Source organism: Thiorhodovibrio winogradskyi (assembly GCF_036208045.1).
GTDB lineage: Bacteria > Pseudomonadota > Gammaproteobacteria > Chromatiales > Chromatiaceae > Thiorhodovibrio > Thiorhodovibrio winogradskyi.
Genome location: NZ_CP121472.1, coordinates 487,945 through 503,236 on the forward strand (window position 1 = coordinate 487,945; position 15,292 = coordinate 503,236).

General features: G+C 63.7%; 13 protein-coding genes. 10 read left to right on the plus strand and 3 right to left on the minus strand.

The features are described 5' to 3' along the window. Positions 1–14: 14 nt before the first annotated feature. Positions 15–1,757, minus strand: coding sequence for a type I secretion system permease/ATPase (locus Thiowin_RS02430; protein WP_328986157.1), 1,743 nt, complete (start codon positions 1,755–1,757; stop codon positions 15–17). A gap of 239 nt (positions 1,758–1,996) precedes the next feature. On the opposite strand from Thiowin_RS02430, the gene Thiowin_RS02435 reads away from it, so the two are divergent. From Thiowin_RS02435 to Thiowin_RS02465, 7 genes are read left to right on the plus strand one after another with little or no spacing between them, the layout of a single operon-like run. Further along, positions 1,997–2,944, plus strand: coding sequence for a GDP-mannose 4,6-dehydratase (locus Thiowin_RS02435; RefSeq protein ID WP_328986158.1), 948 nt, complete (start codon positions 1,997–1,999; stop codon positions 2,942–2,944). 25 nt (positions 2,945–2,969) lie between these two features. After that, a complete protein-coding gene (locus Thiowin_RS02440; RefSeq protein ID WP_328986159.1) occupies positions 2,970–3,779 on the plus strand; it encodes an ABC transporter permease in 810 nt (269 codons plus the stop codon). Between the two features lie 16 nt (positions 3,780–3,795). Further along, a complete protein-coding gene (locus tag Thiowin_RS02445; protein ID WP_328986160.1) occupies positions 3,796–5,076 on the plus strand; it encodes an ABC transporter ATP-binding protein in 1,281 nt (426 codons plus the stop codon). After that, complete coding sequence (locus tag Thiowin_RS02450) at positions 5,073–6,305, plus strand: glycosyltransferase family 4 protein (RefSeq protein ID WP_328986161.1); 1,233 nt, start codon at positions 5,073–5,075, stop codon at positions 6,303–6,305. Before Thiowin_RS02445 ends, Thiowin_RS02450 begins: the two co-directional genes overlap by 4 nt. Positions 6,306–6,342: 37 nt before the next feature. Next, a complete protein-coding gene (locus Thiowin_RS02455; protein ID WP_328986162.1) occupies positions 6,343–7,926 on the plus strand; it encodes a methyltransferase domain-containing protein in 1,584 nt (527 codons plus the stop codon). Further along, the gene (locus Thiowin_RS02460) at positions 7,923–8,951 is read left to right on the plus strand and encodes a glycosyltransferase family 4 protein (RefSeq protein ID WP_328986163.1); all 1,029 of its coding nucleotides are present in this window, start codon (positions 7,923–7,925) and stop codon (positions 8,949–8,951) included. Before Thiowin_RS02455 ends, Thiowin_RS02460 begins: the two co-directional genes overlap by 4 nt. A gap of 5 nt (positions 8,952–8,956) precedes the next feature. Continuing rightward, the gene (locus Thiowin_RS02465; protein ID WP_328986164.1) at positions 8,957–11,197 is read left to right on the plus strand and encodes a DUF6311 domain-containing protein; all 2,241 of its coding nucleotides are present in this window, start codon (positions 8,957–8,959) and stop codon (positions 11,195–11,197) included. Here Thiowin_RS02465 and Thiowin_RS02470 read toward each other — a convergent pair. Beyond that, complete coding sequence (locus tag Thiowin_RS02470) at positions 11,189–12,112, minus strand: FkbM family methyltransferase (RefSeq protein WP_328986165.1); 924 nt, start codon at positions 12,110–12,112, stop codon at positions 11,189–11,191. The two genes, Thiowin_RS02465 and Thiowin_RS02470, sit on opposite strands and share 9 nt — an antisense overlap. 264 nt (positions 12,113–12,376) lie before the next feature. Between Thiowin_RS02470 and Thiowin_RS02475 the strand changes: the two genes are divergently transcribed. From Thiowin_RS02475 to Thiowin_RS02485, 3 genes are read left to right on the plus strand one after another with little or no spacing between them, the layout of a single operon-like run. Further along, complete coding sequence (locus Thiowin_RS02475) at positions 12,377–13,093, plus strand: methyltransferase domain-containing protein (protein ID WP_328986166.1); 717 nt, start codon at positions 12,377–12,379, stop codon at positions 13,091–13,093. A gap of 30 nt (positions 13,094–13,123) precedes the next feature. Beyond that, complete coding sequence (locus tag Thiowin_RS02480) at positions 13,124–14,077, plus strand: glycosyltransferase family 2 protein (RefSeq protein ID WP_328986167.1); 954 nt, start codon at positions 13,124–13,126, stop codon at positions 14,075–14,077. After that, entirely contained in the window at positions 14,070–14,477 is a 408-nt protein-coding gene (locus Thiowin_RS02485; protein WP_328986168.1) for a GtrA family protein, read from the plus strand. Before Thiowin_RS02480 ends, Thiowin_RS02485 begins: the two co-directional genes overlap by 8 nt. 11 nt (positions 14,478–14,488) lie before the next feature. Here the strand turns inward: Thiowin_RS02485 and Thiowin_RS02490 are convergent, their stop codons facing one another. Then, positions 14,489–15,271 carry a DUF4214 domain-containing protein gene (locus Thiowin_RS02490; RefSeq protein WP_328986169.1) on the minus strand — a complete coding sequence of 261 codons (783 nt, stop codon included), beginning with the start codon at positions 15,269–15,271 and terminating at the stop codon, positions 14,489–14,491. Between the last annotated feature and the right edge of the window lie 21 nt (positions 15,272–15,292).

Here is a 15,292-nt window from a genome sequence, read left to right on the forward strand (position 1 = left end):
CGGTCCTTGTGCAATCACCCCACCGCCTGTGCCTGCAGCGATGGCCGCGCCACCGCCGCCGGGCGCGCGAACTGCGCCAGCACTTGCTCGCGGCTGCCAAAGGCCTCCACCATGCCCTCGCGCAGCACCACCACCTTGTCCACGTTGTTCAGCACACTCAGACGGTGGGTAATCAGCAGCACAGTGGTGCCTTCCTCTTTCAACTGGGTGATGGCCCGCACCAGTGCCGCCTCGCCCTGATCGTCCAGATTGGAGTTCGGTTCATCAAGCACCACCAGCACCGGGCTGCCATACATGGCCCGCGCCAGGCCGATGCGCTGGCGCTGCCCGCCCGAGAGCACCGCCCCGGCATCGCCAATGGGCGTGTCATAGCCCTTGGGCAGGCGCAAAATCATCTCATGCACCTGGGCGCGCTTGGCCGCGGCGACCACCTTCTCGGCATCCACCTCGCCAAAGCGAGCGATATTCTCGCCCACGGTGCCGGCGAACAACTCAATATCCTGCGGCAGATAGCCCACAAATGGGCCAAGCTCATCGCGGTTCCATTGGCTGATGTCGGCCCCGCTCAGACGCACCTTGCCCGAGGCAAGCGGCCATACACCCAATATCACCCGCGCCAGGGTCGACTTGCCCGCCGCGCTTGGCCCGATAATGCCAATAATCTCGCCGGATTCCACATCGAAGCGCACTCCGCGCAACACCGGGAACTGCACTCCCGGCGGCGCCGCCACCACGTTCTCCACCGTCAGTTGTCCATCCGGGGCCGGCAGGCTCATCGCTCGCGGCCGCGCCGGGATGCTGCTGAGCAGATCGCCCAGTCGCCGGTAAGATTGGCGTGCCGACAAAAACCCCTTCCAGCTGCCGATCAGCAGATCAATGGGCGCTAGCGCCCGGCCCAGGATAATGGAGCCCGCAATCATCATGCCCGGTGTGATCTCATGCTGCACCGCCAGGTACCCGCCCAGACCCAGCGTCATGGATTGCAGCGTGATGCGCAGCGTCTTACTCAGGCTCGACAGGCCCCCGGCGCGGTCGCTCGCCAGCGCCTGCAGGCCGAGCAGCTCATTGTGCTGGCGCTGCCAGCGCTCGCGGACATTGTCGCGCATGCCCATGGCCTCCAGGGCCTCGGCATTGCGCAGATTGCCATTGATGTAATTGCGGCCCGCGATGGCCAGACTGTTGGCCTTGGCCAGTGGCTTTTGCGTGGCCAGGTTATTGGCCGTCGCCACCGCGATGAGAATCAAGGCACCCACAATGGCCAGGGTGCCAATCCAGGGGTGGATCAGATAGAGCACCGCGATATAAATTGGCATCCAGGGCGCGTCGAAAAACCCGAACAGCGCATTGCCGGTCATGAACTGGCGCAGGCTGGTCAGATCCTCGATTGGCTGGGCTCCCGGCCCGCGCCCGCGCAGGTTGGCATCGAACATGGCATCGAACAGCCGCCGGCTCATCAGCACATCCATGCGCGCGCTCACCCGCACCAGAATGCGCGAGCGCAGCGCCTCGAGCACGCCCATGATGAGAAACAGCCCCAGCACCAGCAGCGTCAGCATGAGCAGGGTGGATAGGCTGTTGCTCGCCAGCACCCGGTCGTAGAGCTGCAGCATGTAGATGGCCGGAGTCAGCATCAGCAAGTTGATGAACATGCTGAAAATGCCGGCAAACACAAAAGAGTTGCGGCTGAGCTTCAGAATGTCCCGCAGTTCGTTCTCGGGCTTGGGTTGGCCGTGGCCGGGGAGATGTGGAAGACGCATGGCAGGCTAGGGGTCTGGGCTTGTGGAATCGACCAGGCATGAAGACAAGTTAGCCCATAGTCTAACACCGAATCCACCTGCCGGGATCCGCTGCCGCCGAGCGCCCCTTGGGCAATCGACCGTGCCCCAGGGCGCGCTTCCAGTGGTATCCTTGGCAACCTTGCCGTGCAGCGACAGCTTCACTCTCCGCGGTGATGATGTCCCATGACTCTTTAGCGCATGCTCCCACACAGAACCTAATGAAACGTGCACTCATCCTCGGCGTCTCCGGACAGGACGGCGCTTACCTCGCCCAACTTTTGCTCGAGAAAGGCTACCAGGTCACAGGCACCTCGCGGGATGCCGAACTGTCAAGCTTTGCCAACCTCAGGCGCCTTGGCATTCGCGACCAGGTGCGCTGCGTGTCGGCTGCTATCAATGACTTTCGCAGCACTCTGACCGCCATCACCCAGGCGGAGCCTGATGAAATCTACAACCTCGCCGGTCAAAGCTCCGTTGGCCTGTCCTTCCACCAGCCGGCCGAGACCCACGAGAGTATCAATCTCGGCACCCTCAACCTGCTTGAGGCGCTGCGCTTCGTCGGTCGCCCGATTCGCTTTTATAATGCCTCCTCCAGCGAGTGTTTCGGCGATACCGGCACCACACCGGCCACCGAGGCAACGCCCTTTCGTCCGCGCAGCCCCTACGCCGTCGCCAAGGCCGCTGCCTACTGGCAGGTCGCCAACTACCGCGAGGCTTACGACCTCTTTGCCTGCTCGGGGATTTTGTTCAACCACGAGTCCCCCTTGCGCCCGGCGCGCTTTGTTACCCGCAAAATCATCGCCAGCGCCTGTCGTATCGCCGCTGGCTCGGGCGAGACCCTGAGTATTGGCAACACCGACATTGTCCGCGACTGGGGTTGGGCACCCGAGTACGTCGACGCGATGTGGCGCATGCTTCAGCAGGACGAGCCCGACGACTATGTTATTGCCACTGGCAGCGCTTTCAGTCTCAATGATTTTATCGCCGAGACCTTCGCGGCGCTGAACCTTGACTGGCGCGACCATGTCCGCGTCGATCACAGTCTGTTTCGCCCCACCGATCTTCCGCGCAGCCAGGCCGACCCCGCCAAGGCCGCCGAACGCCTCGGCTGGCGCGCCGACAAGCATGTGCCCGACATCGTTCGCGCCATGATCGCCGCCGAGTAACCCGGTGCCGCGTCCAAGCCTCCTTATGAAATTCAGCGCCTCCGCCCAAGTGCTCTCGCTCTGGTCCTACCGCGGCTTCGTCCTCGGCAGTGTCAAGCGTGAATTTCAGGCGAAATACCGTGCCTCCATGCTCGGCGCCGCCTGGACAGTGCTCAACCCGCTGTCGATGATCCTCATCTACACCCTGATTTTCTCCCAGTTGATGCGTGCCAGAATCCCCGGCATCGACTCCGCCTTTGGCTACAGCATCTATCTTTGCGCCGGCATTCTCACCTGGGGCCTGTTCGCGGAGATTGTCTCGCGCACCGCCGGCGTCTTCATCGAAAATGCCAATCTGCTCAAAAAGCTCAGCTTTCCGCGCATCTGTCTGCCCGTGGTGGTGGTGCTTGGCGCCCTGGTCAACTTTGCCATCGCCTTCGGCCTGTTTCTGCTGTTTCTGCTCGTGACCGCTCAGCTTCCAGTCTGGCCGCTGCTCGGGCTCATCCCCCTGCTCATGGTTCAAATCATTTTTTCGGTCGGGCTTGGCATGGTCGCTGGCGTGCTTAATGTCTTTTTTCGCGATGTCGGTCAGGCGCTCGGCATCCTTCTGCAATTCTGGTTTTGGCTCACGCCCATCGTCTACCCGGCCGCCATCGTGCCGGACTGGGCGCGGCGTATCATTTTCGATGTCAACCCCATGGCTCCGGTAATCGGCGGCTATCAGGGCATCTTTGTCACCGGCGCCTGGCCCGACTGGTCCGCGCTGGCCAAGCCCCTGCTCCTCGGCTTCTTGCTCTGTGCTCTGGGGCTGTATCTGTTCCGCCGCCATGCCGACGAAATGGTCGATGAACTCTAATAAGCACTGAACTCTAATGGGCACTGTGCACATCAACAATCTTGGCAAGGCCTACAAGCAATACCCCAGGCGCTGGTCGCGGCTGGTCGAATGGCTTGGGCTTGGCCCGCGCCATCAGCTGACCTGGGTTCTGCGCGGAGTCGACTTCCACCTCCAGCCCGGCGAGGCCCTTGGCATCATCGGTGTCAACGGTGCTGGCAAGAGCACGCTGCTCAAGCTCATCGTTGGCACCATCAGACCGACTGAGGGCGATGTCAGCCTGCAAGGGCGTGTGTCCGCCCTGCTTGAACTCGGCATGGGCTTTCACCCTGAGTTCACCGGCCGGCAAAATGTCATCATGGCTGGCCAGCTCGGCGGCCTCACGCTCGAGGAAATTCAGGCCTTGATGCCCAGCATCGAAGCCTTTGCCGAAATCGGCCACTATATCGACCAGCCCCTGCGCGTCTACTCCAGCGGCATGCAGATGCGCCTGGCCTTTAGTGTGGCGACCGCCCGGCGGCCAGATATTCTTATCGTCGACGAGGCCCTTTCGGTCGGTGACGACTACTTCCAGCACAAGAGCTTTGAGCGCATTCGCCAGTTCCGCGCCCAAGGCACGACCTTGCTCATTGTCTCTCACGCCAAATCAGCCATTCAAAGCATTTGCGACCGGGCCATCCTGTTGCACAATGGCGCCCTGGTCCAGCAAGGCAAACCCAATGTTGTTTTCGACTACTACAACGCCTTGCTCGCCGAATGGCAGGCCGAACGCATTATTCAGCGCGCCGACGACCAGGGCAATGCCCAGACTGTCTCTGGCAGCGGGGAGGCCCGCGTCGCCTCGGTGGAACTCCTGTCCGACCAGGGTGCGCCGGTGGAAGTCATCGACGTGGATGCCAGGGTTGAGCTTGCCATCAAGATTCGCATCAATGCGCCGGTGCCGCGCCTGGTCATGGGCTTTTTGATCAAGGATCAACTCGGCCAGCCCATCTTCGGGACCAACACTCACTACCTCGATTGCCCGATCACCAATGCCCAGGCCGGCGAGATCATCGATTATCGCTGCGCTTTCTCCGCGCGTTTGGGACCGGGCAGCTACTCGGTGACCGTTGCCCTGCACGAGTCCAGCAACCACCTGAGCAAAAATTACCACTGGCGCGACCATGCGCTGATTTTCAAGGTGGTGAACTTCAGTCACCCAACCTTTGCCGGCAGCAATTGGCTCGCCCCGGAGGTTCGCGTTGTCGCGCAAGAGGTCGCGCAAGAGGTCGCGCAAGAGGTCGCGCAAGAGGTCGGACAAGAGCGTCGGCATCCATGAAGCTCCTCCTCGATATCGATGCGCTCAGGCCCCCCCTCACCGGCATCGGGCGTTACACGCTTGAGCTTGCGCGCCGCCTTCCGCGCGCTCCGGGCGTCGCGGAAGTCCGCTATCTGCGGCGGCTGCTATGCCTCCCGGCTGGTGTGCCGAGCAATCCACGCCAAGGGTCGCCGGCGCCTGTTGTTCGGGCGCTCAGAGACAGGGTCGCGGCTGTCCAGGGGCCTTGCGCGGGTGCGGGCGCGCTCCGGGTGCTGTACCGGCGTTTGCTCGAGATCCGCCAGCGGCGGCTGTTGCGCGCCTTAAAAGACCATGTTTTCCTGGCGCCGAATTACTTCCTGCCTCCGGTCGCGGGGCTCGGGGTCGCCGTCTTCCATGACCTCTCCCTGATCAAGCACCCGGAATGGCACCCCTGCGCGCGCGTGGCGCTGAGCCGCTACATGCTCGCGCGCACGCTCGAGCGGGCCCATCACATCATTGTCGACGCCGAGGCGATCCGCGGCGAGTTGATCGAGCAGACTGGTTATCCGGCGGAACGGGTGTCCGCGATTCCACTCGGTGTCGATCCGGCCTTTCATCCCCGCGCCCCCGAACAACTTACCCACCGGCTTGCCAGCTATCGGCTATCTCCTGGCGCTTATGTGCTTTGCGTCGCCACCATCGAACCGCGCAAGAACCTGCCGACCCTCATCGACGCCCACGCTTGCCTGCCAGAGGCGCTGCGCCTGCGCTATCCTCTGGTTCTTGTTGGCGCTCCCGGTTGGAACAGCGCCGCTAGCCACCAGCGCATCCAGCGTGCCGAGCAAGCAGGGCAGCTGCGTTACCTTCGCTATGTTGCCGAGTCAGACTTGCCAAGCCTGGTTGCCGGTGCCCGCCTCGCCGCTCAGCCCTCCCACTATGAGGGGTTTGGGCTGCCGGCGCTCGAGGCCATGGCCAGCGGCGTCCCGCTGGTGACCAGCACCTGCCCAACCCTGCTCGAGTTGACCGGCAACCTGGCACTGGCGGTCGATCCGCTCGATACCCAGGCCCTGACCGCCGCCCTGCGCCAAGGCCTCGAGGACGACGGTTGGCGCGCCGAGATCGGTGCGCGCGCCCTGGAGCGAGCCCGTTGTTACACTTGGGATGCCTGCATCGCCCGCACGGTCGAGACCCTCGCCGCCGTGCGCCGCCATTCCCCATTGGACGGCGATCGACGCGGAATCTGGCCGGATCACCTTAAAGTGAACCCCTGATGATTCACGCTAATCGCATGAACCCCGGACCGACATCATGACCGACTTGCCCGACATCGACCAAATCATCGCGCGCGTTCGCGCCGAGGCACAAGAGGCCGAGTACGGCCCCTCCCAGTCCGATCCACTGGTCCCCATGGTTCCCCTGGCGCCGTCCCAAGGCACCAGGGGTGCCGGGGGCGAGGCACCGGTCACGATCACGCACGTCAATGATCTCCTGGCCGTCGGCGACGATGCCAATTTTCTGGAGCAGGCCTACCTCGCCCTGCTGCGACGTCCGGCGGACCCGGTCGGGCTCGAGTACAACATGGGGCTGCTCAAGGCCTATGGTCGGCCAATGGTGCTCTGCGCCCTGCGCTGGTCGCCCGAGGGGCGTGATCTGAAGGTCAGGCTGCCGGGTTTTGGCCTCGCGTGGCCTCTCTATCGGGTCTGGGGGCTATTCCAGCGACGCGGGCATGGTCATCTCCTGCGTTTGCCGCATCTGCTCTACCACCGCTGGCGGCGCCTGCTGCTCTTCTTTGACCGCCGCCAGCTGTTTCGTTTGGACAGCATGCAGCGGCAGCTGAGCAAACATCTCGACACCATCTCCGCGGAACTGGCGGCCGTGCAGGGCAATACCGAGCAACAGGCCAACAACCTCAGCGCCAATATCTCGCAACTGGCGAGCCAGTCTGAACAAAAAGCCCAGGATCTGAACGCCAGCATCGCGCGACTGGCGAGCCAGTCTGAACAACTGGCGAGCCAGTCTGACCAACTGGCAAGCCAATCCAAAGAGCATGGCAATGAGCTCACCGTGCTGCACGCCAGGGTCAAAATGCTGCAGCTGCAGGTTCAGCCGATCGACACGCCATCGGGCAATGCGGATCAGCCCGCACCCAAGCCCCGCTCGCCAGCGGATCTGGAGGCGCGCATCGATGCCTTTTACCTCGCGTTCGAGGAACACATGCGTGGATCCCAAGCCGAGGTCAGCGAGCTGCTGAGCGGTTACCTGCCAGACCTGGAAGGTCTTCCGGAGTCCCTCCAGGGCATGCCCCTGCTCGATATTGGCTCGGGGCGCGGCGAATGGCTCCAACTTCTCGCGCAACAGGGATTCACCGCCGAAGGGATCGAAATCAACCCGCTGATCGCGGGCCAGGCACATGCCGCCGGATTGCAAGTCCATTGCGCCGACGCGCTCGACCACCTGCGCGGCCTCCCTGACAATTCCCGTGCCGCGATCAGCGCTTTTCACGTAGCCGAGCACCTGCCGTTCTCCTTGCTGTTCGCGCTGCTGGAGCAAAGCTGGCGCGTTCTCGCGCCCGGCGGGCTGCTGATCCTTGAAACCCCAAACCCCGAGAATCTGCTCGTCGGCTCCCATACCTTCTGGCATGATTTCAGCCACCAACGCCCGCTCACGCCCGCCGCCTTCGAGTTCCTGGTGCGCTTTCATGGCTTTGCCGCCGTGCGTCTGCGTCGCCTGCATCCCTATCCGGACGCAGCCAAGGTTGCCGGCGGCGACGCCCCGCAACTCGCCGCGCGCATCAACGGGCATTTTTATGGTCCGCAGGACTATGCCGTGCTGGCCAACAAACCCCCGGCCGAGGCGCCGGCAAGCGACCCAAGCGAGGACGAGACGGCGTGAATATTCTCGTCACCGCCAGCCACACGCCCTTCATCCATGGCGGCGCCAGCTACCTGGCCCAGGGTCTGGTGGCCGCCCTGCGCGCGGCCGGTCACCAGGTTGAACTCATGGGCTTTCCCTTCAGCTTCCAACCCGAACGGGACATCCATCGCCTGATGGACTTCTGTGCTGGACTCGATCTCAGCGCGCCCAACGGGCAACCGGTCGAGCGCGTCATCAGTCTGCAATTCCCCGGCTATGCGGTAGCGCACCCACATCACACCCTGTGGCTGATTCATCAGCATCGTTCAGTCTATGAACTCTACGATCCCAACACCGCGACACCCGAGCAGAGCAAGTTGCGCGAGGCAGTCATCGCCTTCGATCAGCGCTATCTTGCTCGTATCCCGGCGCGCTTCACCATCTCCCAGCGCGTCGCCGACCGCCTGCAAGACTACAGCGGCATCAGTGCCCGCGGCCTGCTGCATCCGCCAGCCTATGCCGAAGGTTACTACAATGCCGAGCCGCAACCCTATCTCTTCTGTCCCAGCCGGCTCGAGCAACTCAAGCGCCAGGATTTGCTGATCGAGGCCGCCCGGCATCTGCGCTCGCCCCTGGTCATCCTCATTGCCGGCACCGGTGGGCAGTTGTCCCGCTACCAGCAGTTGATCGACCAATATGGTCTGCATCGGCGTGTGCGCCTGCTCGGCAGCGTCAGCGAGGCGGAAAAAATCGCACTCTACGCCAACGCCCTGGCGGTCTTCTTCGCCCCCTTCGACGAGGACTACGGCTATATCACCCTCGAGGCCATGCTCGCCGCCAAGCCGGTCATCACCTGCACCGACTCCGGTGGCCCGCTGGAATTCGTCCTCCCCGACGAGACCGGCCGCGTGGTGCCTCCCGATCCCCAGGCCATCGCCGCCGCCATCGACCATCTCCACGCCGATCGCCAGGCTGCCATTGCCCTCGGCCGCGCCGGGCGCGCCCGCTACGAGGCCCTGCAATTGAGCTGGCCGCGCACCGTCGAGACACTGCTTGGCGTCTGAACCTCATGCGCGAACAGCTAGGCGAACAGGACAATTGCGCTGGTTCGTGCCCAACCGGGTCGGCCCCTGCTGCGCTGATCCAGGCCACGCCGGGGCTGATCGCCGCCCTGGTGCTTGGTCTGGTCGCTTTTCTGTTGGTCGTTGGCCCGCGAGCGCTGAACGCGCAAAACCTCGCCTGGCTCGAAGCCGGCGGCAGCGATCCCATCACCAGCTTCATCGGGTGGCACTTCTACCGGCATGCACCCTGGAGCTTCCCGCTCGGGCTGAACCCGAACTACGGTCTCGAGCTTGGCAACGCCATCGTCTATTCCGACTCCATTCCCCTGCTGGCGCTGCCGCTCAAGGCGTTCTCGTCCTGGATGCCCGAAACCTTTCAATACCTGGGCTGGTGGCTGCTCGGCTGCTTCCTGCTGCAAGCCGTCATGGGCTGGAAGCTTGCTGGCCTGCTCAGTGCCCGGATGGGTGTGCGCTTGCCGGCGGCCGGGCTGTTCGTCTTCGCGCCACCCATGCTATTGCGCATGCCCATGCACCCGAGCCTCGCCGCGCATGGATTGGTGCTCGCCGCGCTCTATTTTTGCCTGCGCTCCCGGCCCGAACGTCCCGCCTGGCTCTGGTTGGCGCTGCTGGTCCTTGCCGCCCTGGTCCATGCCTATTTGTTTGCCATCTGCGCCGCGCTCTGGTTGGCCGATCTCTCGGGCGCTCTGCTTGACGGCCAAATCCGCGCGCGCGCTGCTCTGCGCGAGATGCTTGCCGCGGCACTCTGTGTGCTGCTCGTCGCCTGGCAGGCTGGCTACTTCAGCATCGGCTCGCAATCCGCGATCGCCGGCGGCTATGGCTTGTACCGGATGAATGGCCTCAGCTTCATTGATCCTTCCGGCTACTCCTGGCTGGTGCCAGATATCCCCGAGCGTCCAGGCGACTACGAAGGCTTCAACTACCTGGGTCTCGGCGCGCTGGCGCTCTTCCTGGGGAGCCTGTTGGCGCCCTGGCTGCAGGCGCGTGCCGGCCGCGCGACGGATTCGCGGCCGCCCATGCCACTTGCGTTGCGCTGGCGCCGCCACGCACCTCTCGGTGTCATGCTTGTCGCGCTGTGGTTGTTCGCTCTCAGCCACCAGGTTGGCGTTGGGCCCTGGCAGTTCGAGCTGCCACTGCCCGATGTCCTGCTTGCCCTGGCTGGCGGTCTGCGCGCCTCGGGGCGCATGGCCTGGCCATTGTTTTATGTCCTGCTGTTCGCGCTGCTGGCCCTGGCCATCCGCCGTCTGCCCGCGCCCGCGCTGCCAGCATTGCTGAGCGCCGCCCTGCTCGCGCAGGTGGCCGACACCAGTGCTGGCTGGCTCGGGCCACGCGAGCGCATGGCCGCGCCGGCGCGCGCCGCGCTCTCCACCCCCTTGCAGGATCCTTTCTGGGCCGCGGCCGCGCGCCACTACCAGATACTGCGTCTGCTGCCACCGATGAACCTCCATCCCGACTGGGCCGATGTCGCCCCGGTGGCGGCCCGCTATCGGCTGATCACCGATGCCACCTACCTCGCGCGCACGGACCAGCATGCGCAAGCCGCCGCCCAGCGCCATGCCAGCGACCTGTTGAGCACGGGCGCCTTTGCGCGTGATACTCTCTATGTCCTCGAAGACCACCAGCTTAACGCCGCGCTTTTCAATGCCGATTCTCGCATTGACCTGGTCGCCATCATCGACGGCGTCCCCGTGGTCGCGCCCGGCTGGCTGGATTGCCCTAGGTGTCCCCAAGATTGGTTACCCGCGGCGCCGCGCTTGCCAGCATTGGCGCTGGCGAGTCCGCTCGCCTTCGGGCGCGACCAGCCGGGCAAGGCCTATCTCATTTCTGGTTGGTCCAACCCAGAGCCATGGGGTGTCTGGTCCGATGGACCAAGCGCGCGCTTGGTCCTGCCCTTGCCTCTGTTTAACAATCTGGCCGGCAATGTGAATGGCAATGCCAGGCCGGCCACTCCCACCCGGCTCCGGCTGACGGCCGGGGCCCTGGTGGAGTCGGCATGGCCCGCGCAGCGCCTCATTGCCAGTGTCAATGGCGAAGAGCTGGCAAGTGTCACGCTCCGGCGGCGCGACCCCGAAGCGATCGACATACCTCTGCCACCAAGGGTCTTGGCCGGTCATGATTGGCTTGATCTGCGTCTGAACCTTCCCGACGCTGTCGCGCCGGCAAAGCTCGCGCCAGGAGCCACCGATCAGCGCGCGCTTGGGCTTGCCCTGATCAGCCTGACCTTATTTTGATCCTGTCCATGCTTTGATCATGGCCGCGGCCGAGCGACGCAGGAAGCCTTGCGCACGCGCCAGCCAGGTCCGTCCCGATTCCCGCGCCGCCGCACTCCCGGCCATGCCGGGCTCTTGCGCGCTGCCCTCGGCGCGCGCGCGCGCCACCGGCCAGGCATCCTGTTCTAGCATCGCGGCCAACGCGTCCGCGCGCTCGCGCGGCATCATCAAAAAATCCCAGTAGTAGGCGTCGACCGTCTCAAGCCACTGATCGCGTGTCTCGAACCGATGGCCAAGCAGGTCGGCCAAGCAATAATTCCAGCGCTCCGCCAGATCGAACAAGTCGCCCGCCTCGTGCCCATAAGCCGTGAACGACGGCGAGCCGTATTCGACCGAAATCAAGGGTCGATAGCGCTGTATCGTTTGCTCGCCACCGGCCAGCACGTCAAGCTCGGCGCCCTCGACGTCGATCTTAATGAAGTCCAGCTGCCGAGGCGCTCGCTGGTCGGCGAACAGCGCGTCCAGCGAGGTCACATCCACCTCGATTTTCTCGAGTGTCGCGCCCGCCTCGTCGTTATAGCGGCGCCGACGCAAGCCGCTTTCCTCGCGCGCGCTGGTGTTGACGATAAATTTGGTGCGCCCCAGTTCACGACTCAGGGCGGCATGAATGATGCGCACCCCGGGGCGGCCGCCGAAAGACAGCATTAAATGCGCGCATTCCTGCGGTAGTGGCTCGACAATGAGCAAATCCCTTGCCCCCAGGATATCCAGCAATACCCGCGCATGGCGCCCGGCGTGCCCGCCCACGTCCACCGCGCTCGAGCCCCGCGGCAAAACCCGGCAATAAGCCCGTTCCAGCGTCTGTTCCCAGTCCCAGTGCAGGACATCCGCGGCCTCGGCCCGCAAGCGTACAAGATACTCCGCCGCCGTCTCCATCGCGCTCTCCCAAAAAATAGTCAGTCAGGAGCGCGCACCTTAGCAGAATCAGCCGCCATTCCGCATGGTCGCCGAGGGCCTTCAGCGGTTCCAAAGGGCGCGTTGCGGCACTCAATGTATGGCCCGGTGGTCAGTAGCCGCGCCATCCCGGCGCGTTATGAAGCGGCTGGAAGCCGCTGCCACACCAGAGGAGCCCCCAAATTTCGACTTGCTGTCGTCAATGGCGCCAAGGGTGCCAAGGGTGCCAAGGGGTATACTGGGCCAATGGACTTGAAAGAAAGCAACCTCCTCGGCGACGGCATTGCCCGGCACTGGTACTACCGCGCCAAGGCGGCGGCCGTGCAGCGCCTGTTGCGCGGGCGCGCGCCTGCCGCCATCCTCGATGTTGGCGCGGGTTCGGGATTTTTTTCCCGCCACCTGTTAACACATACCAGCGCAAACCTTGCATGGTGTGTCGATACCGGGTATGACAGTGACAGTCAGGAGGAACACCAGGGAAAGACATTGTACTTCCAGCGCGAGCTCAGCCCGGTGCCAGCGGATCTCATTTTGCTGATGGATGTGCTCGAGCATGTCGATGACGATGCCGCGCTGCTGCGCGCGGCCCTGGCTGCCAGCACCGCGACCGACGCGCGGATTCTGATCTCGGTTCCCGCCTTCCAGTGGCTGTGGAGTGGCCATGACGATTTTCTCGGTCACCAACGCCGTTACCGGCTGCGGCAACTGACCAATCTGGTCACCAGCGCCGGCCTGGTGATCGAGCAGGCTTGCTACTACTACGGCCTGCTCTTCCCGCTTGCCGTGGCCACTCGCTTGCCCGCGCGTATCCAGTCGCGGCAACCGCGTTCGCAGTTGCGTGCCCAGGGTCCATTGACCAACCGGCTGCTGCTTGCCTGCTGCCATGCCGAGTTGCCGCTGCTCGCCCATAACCGCCTCGCGGGCCTCAGTGCGTTTTGCCTGGCCCGCGCCGGGCGCGGCTAGGGCGCCCGCCACCTATTGCGCCGACCCCACATGCCTCCCGATCTCACCATTCTCGTTCCGGTCCTGAATGAAGCCGACTCCATCCGGCCCTTTCTCGCCGGACTCGATGCCGCCTTGGAGCAGGAGACCAGCGCGGGCCTGCGCTTGGAGATTCTATTCATCAACGATGGCTCCAGGGATACAACACTGGAGCGTCTTTTGGAAATCCAGCAAGTGGACACGCGCCTGCGGATCATCGACCTCAGCCGCAACTTCGGCAAAGAGGCCGCCCTGGCCGCGGGTCTGCAACGGGCAGGCGGGCGGGCCGTGGTTCCCATGGATGTCGATTTGCAGGATCCGCCGGGGCTGATTCCGGACATGCTGTCCCAGTGGCGCGCTGGTGCCGAAATGGTCCTCGCCCGTCGCCGTGATCGCAGCACCGACTCCTGGTCCAAGCGCCTGAGCGCGCGCTGGTTCTACCGCCTGCACAATGCCATCTCCGAGATCGAAATACCCGATAACGTGGGCGATTTCCGCCTGCTCGACCGACGCGTGGTCGACGCCATCAATGAACTGCCGGAATCCTGCCGCTTCACCAAAGGGCTGTTCGCCTGGGTCGGCTTTCGCACCGTGGTGATCGACTATGTCAGGGCGCCGCGTGCTGTCGGAACGAGCAAATTCAGCGGTTGGCGACTATGGAACTTTGCTTTGGAGGGCATTACCAGCTTCAGTACCGTGCCCTTGCGTATCTGGACCTACCTGGGGTTTGCCGTCGCGGCTGGCGCCTTCCTGTATGGATTCTTGATTACGCTGCTGGTGCTGCTGCGGGGCGTCGATGTGCCTGGCTATGCCTCCCTTATCGTCCTCATGGCTATTCTGGGTGGGTTGCAACTGGCTGGAATTGGCATTCTGGGCGAATATCTGGGCCGCGCCTATCTCGAAACCAAGCACCGTCCGGTCTGCATCGTGCGCGAGGTACATGAGCCGCGTGATTCCCATGTCTAACACCCAAGGCCAACTGCTGCGGGAACTGGCCACCGCGGTTCGCTTTGGCCTAGTTGGCCTGGTCGCCACCGCCACCCATCTGGTCAGCGTCTATCTGTTGGTGTCTAGCCTCCAATTGCCGCCGCAACTTGCCAATCTGTTGGCCTTTGTGCTGGCCTTTGGGGTCTCCCTGGTCGGCCACCAGCACTGGACCTTTGCCGCGCGCGCCGATCCGCGTCAGGCCAGAAGACGTTTTTTCCTGGTTGCGGTGGCGGCCTATGCCGCCAACAGCCTGCTGTTGGGTGTGCTGCTGCGCATGGCCGATGTCGCGCCAGCGCTTAGCGCGGTGCTGGCGGCAAGTTGCGTGCCTTTGTTTAGCTATCTGGCCAGTCGACTGTGGGCCTTTGTGCCCGCGAGATGAGTGAGAGCGGGTCAGGCCCCGGGTTCTGCCCCGGGTTCATTTTGGGCCTCATTTGGAGCCTGGCGCGCGCGGTATTCTGGCGAGGCATGGAGCGCGGTCAGAAAATGCTCCGGGGTCAAGCGTCCGCTCTCCAGGGCGTGGCGATAAAACTCCAGTCCCTCGGCATCTGCCGCGCGTCCGAGCAGGCTTTGGTAGCTGGCGGCGATCAGCGCGCCTGGTTCCCGGATGCGCAGGAGTGCCGTGCATGGGTCGGGTTCGCGTCGCGCGCATTTGCGCGCCACGCCATCGAACAGCCAATCGTCCATCACTGTCACGGAGACCAGGTCAAAGCCGGCCGCGGACAGTGCCGCTGTCAGGGTCAAGTGCGTGAAGCTGTTGAGGTGATAATCGCCAGGGTAGGCTTGGGTACCGAACAAACACTGCAACAAGGCCTCATGCCGCGCCGCGGTTTGATTTTCCTCCAGCTCGAACAGCTTGGCCAGATCGAGCAGGCTGGGCACGCGAAAATGCAGCAGGCCGTCCATTTCCAGCAGGCGGTTCCATTCCCGCAGCAGCGCCGGGAGGCGGAAGCGCGACAGGTGCTCCAACACATCCTGGGCCAGTATTTCCGTGTAATAGTCCGCGGGAAGCATGCTTAGATCGCAGACGTCAGCCACCAGGTCGGGAGAGTGCAAGGCTTGAAAATCGACGTTCAGATAGCCTTCTAGCCGAGTGAAGCCGCAGCCAAGATTAAGCCGCCGTGGAAAGGATGTGTAATCGAATTCCTCGGCTTGTTCACTGGTGGTTGTCATCATCCCTTCATCCCCTCGCATGCG

Coding starts and splice junctions, on each gene's coding strand:
- Thiowin_RS02465 (WP_328986164.1), top strand. CDS start 8,957: ATGCGCGAACAGCTAGGCGAACAGGACAATTGCGCTGGTTCGTGCCCA.
- Thiowin_RS02450 (WP_328986161.1), top strand. CDS start 5,073: ATGAAGCTCCTCCTCGATATCGATGCGCTCAGGCCCCCCCTCACCGGC.
- Thiowin_RS02475 (WP_328986166.1), top strand. CDS start 12,377: ATGGACTTGAAAGAAAGCAACCTCCTCGGCGACGGCATTGCCCGGCAC.
- Thiowin_RS02490 (WP_328986169.1), bottom strand. CDS start 15,271: ATGATGACAACCACCAGTGAACAAGCCGAGGAATTCGATTACACATCC.
- Thiowin_RS02430 (WP_328986157.1), bottom strand. CDS start 1,757: ATGCGTCTTCCACATCTCCCCGGCCACGGCCAACCCAAGCCCGAGAAC.
- Thiowin_RS02480 (WP_328986167.1), top strand. CDS start 13,124: ATGCCTCCCGATCTCACCATTCTCGTTCCGGTCCTGAATGAAGCCGAC.
- Thiowin_RS02440 (WP_328986159.1), top strand. CDS start 2,970: ATGAAATTCAGCGCCTCCGCCCAAGTGCTCTCGCTCTGGTCCTACCGC.
- Thiowin_RS02485 (WP_328986168.1), top strand. CDS start 14,070: ATGTCTAACACCCAAGGCCAACTGCTGCGGGAACTGGCCACCGCGGTT.
- Thiowin_RS02435 (WP_328986158.1), top strand. CDS start 1,997: ATGAAACGTGCACTCATCCTCGGCGTCTCCGGACAGGACGGCGCTTAC.
- Thiowin_RS02455 (WP_328986162.1), top strand. CDS start 6,343: ATGACCGACTTGCCCGACATCGACCAAATCATCGCGCGCGTTCGCGCC.
- Thiowin_RS02445 (WP_328986160.1), top strand. CDS start 3,796: ATGGGCACTGTGCACATCAACAATCTTGGCAAGGCCTACAAGCAATAC.
- Thiowin_RS02470 (WP_328986165.1), bottom strand. CDS start 12,112: ATGGAGACGGCGGCGGAGTATCTTGTACGCTTGCGGGCCGAGGCCGCG.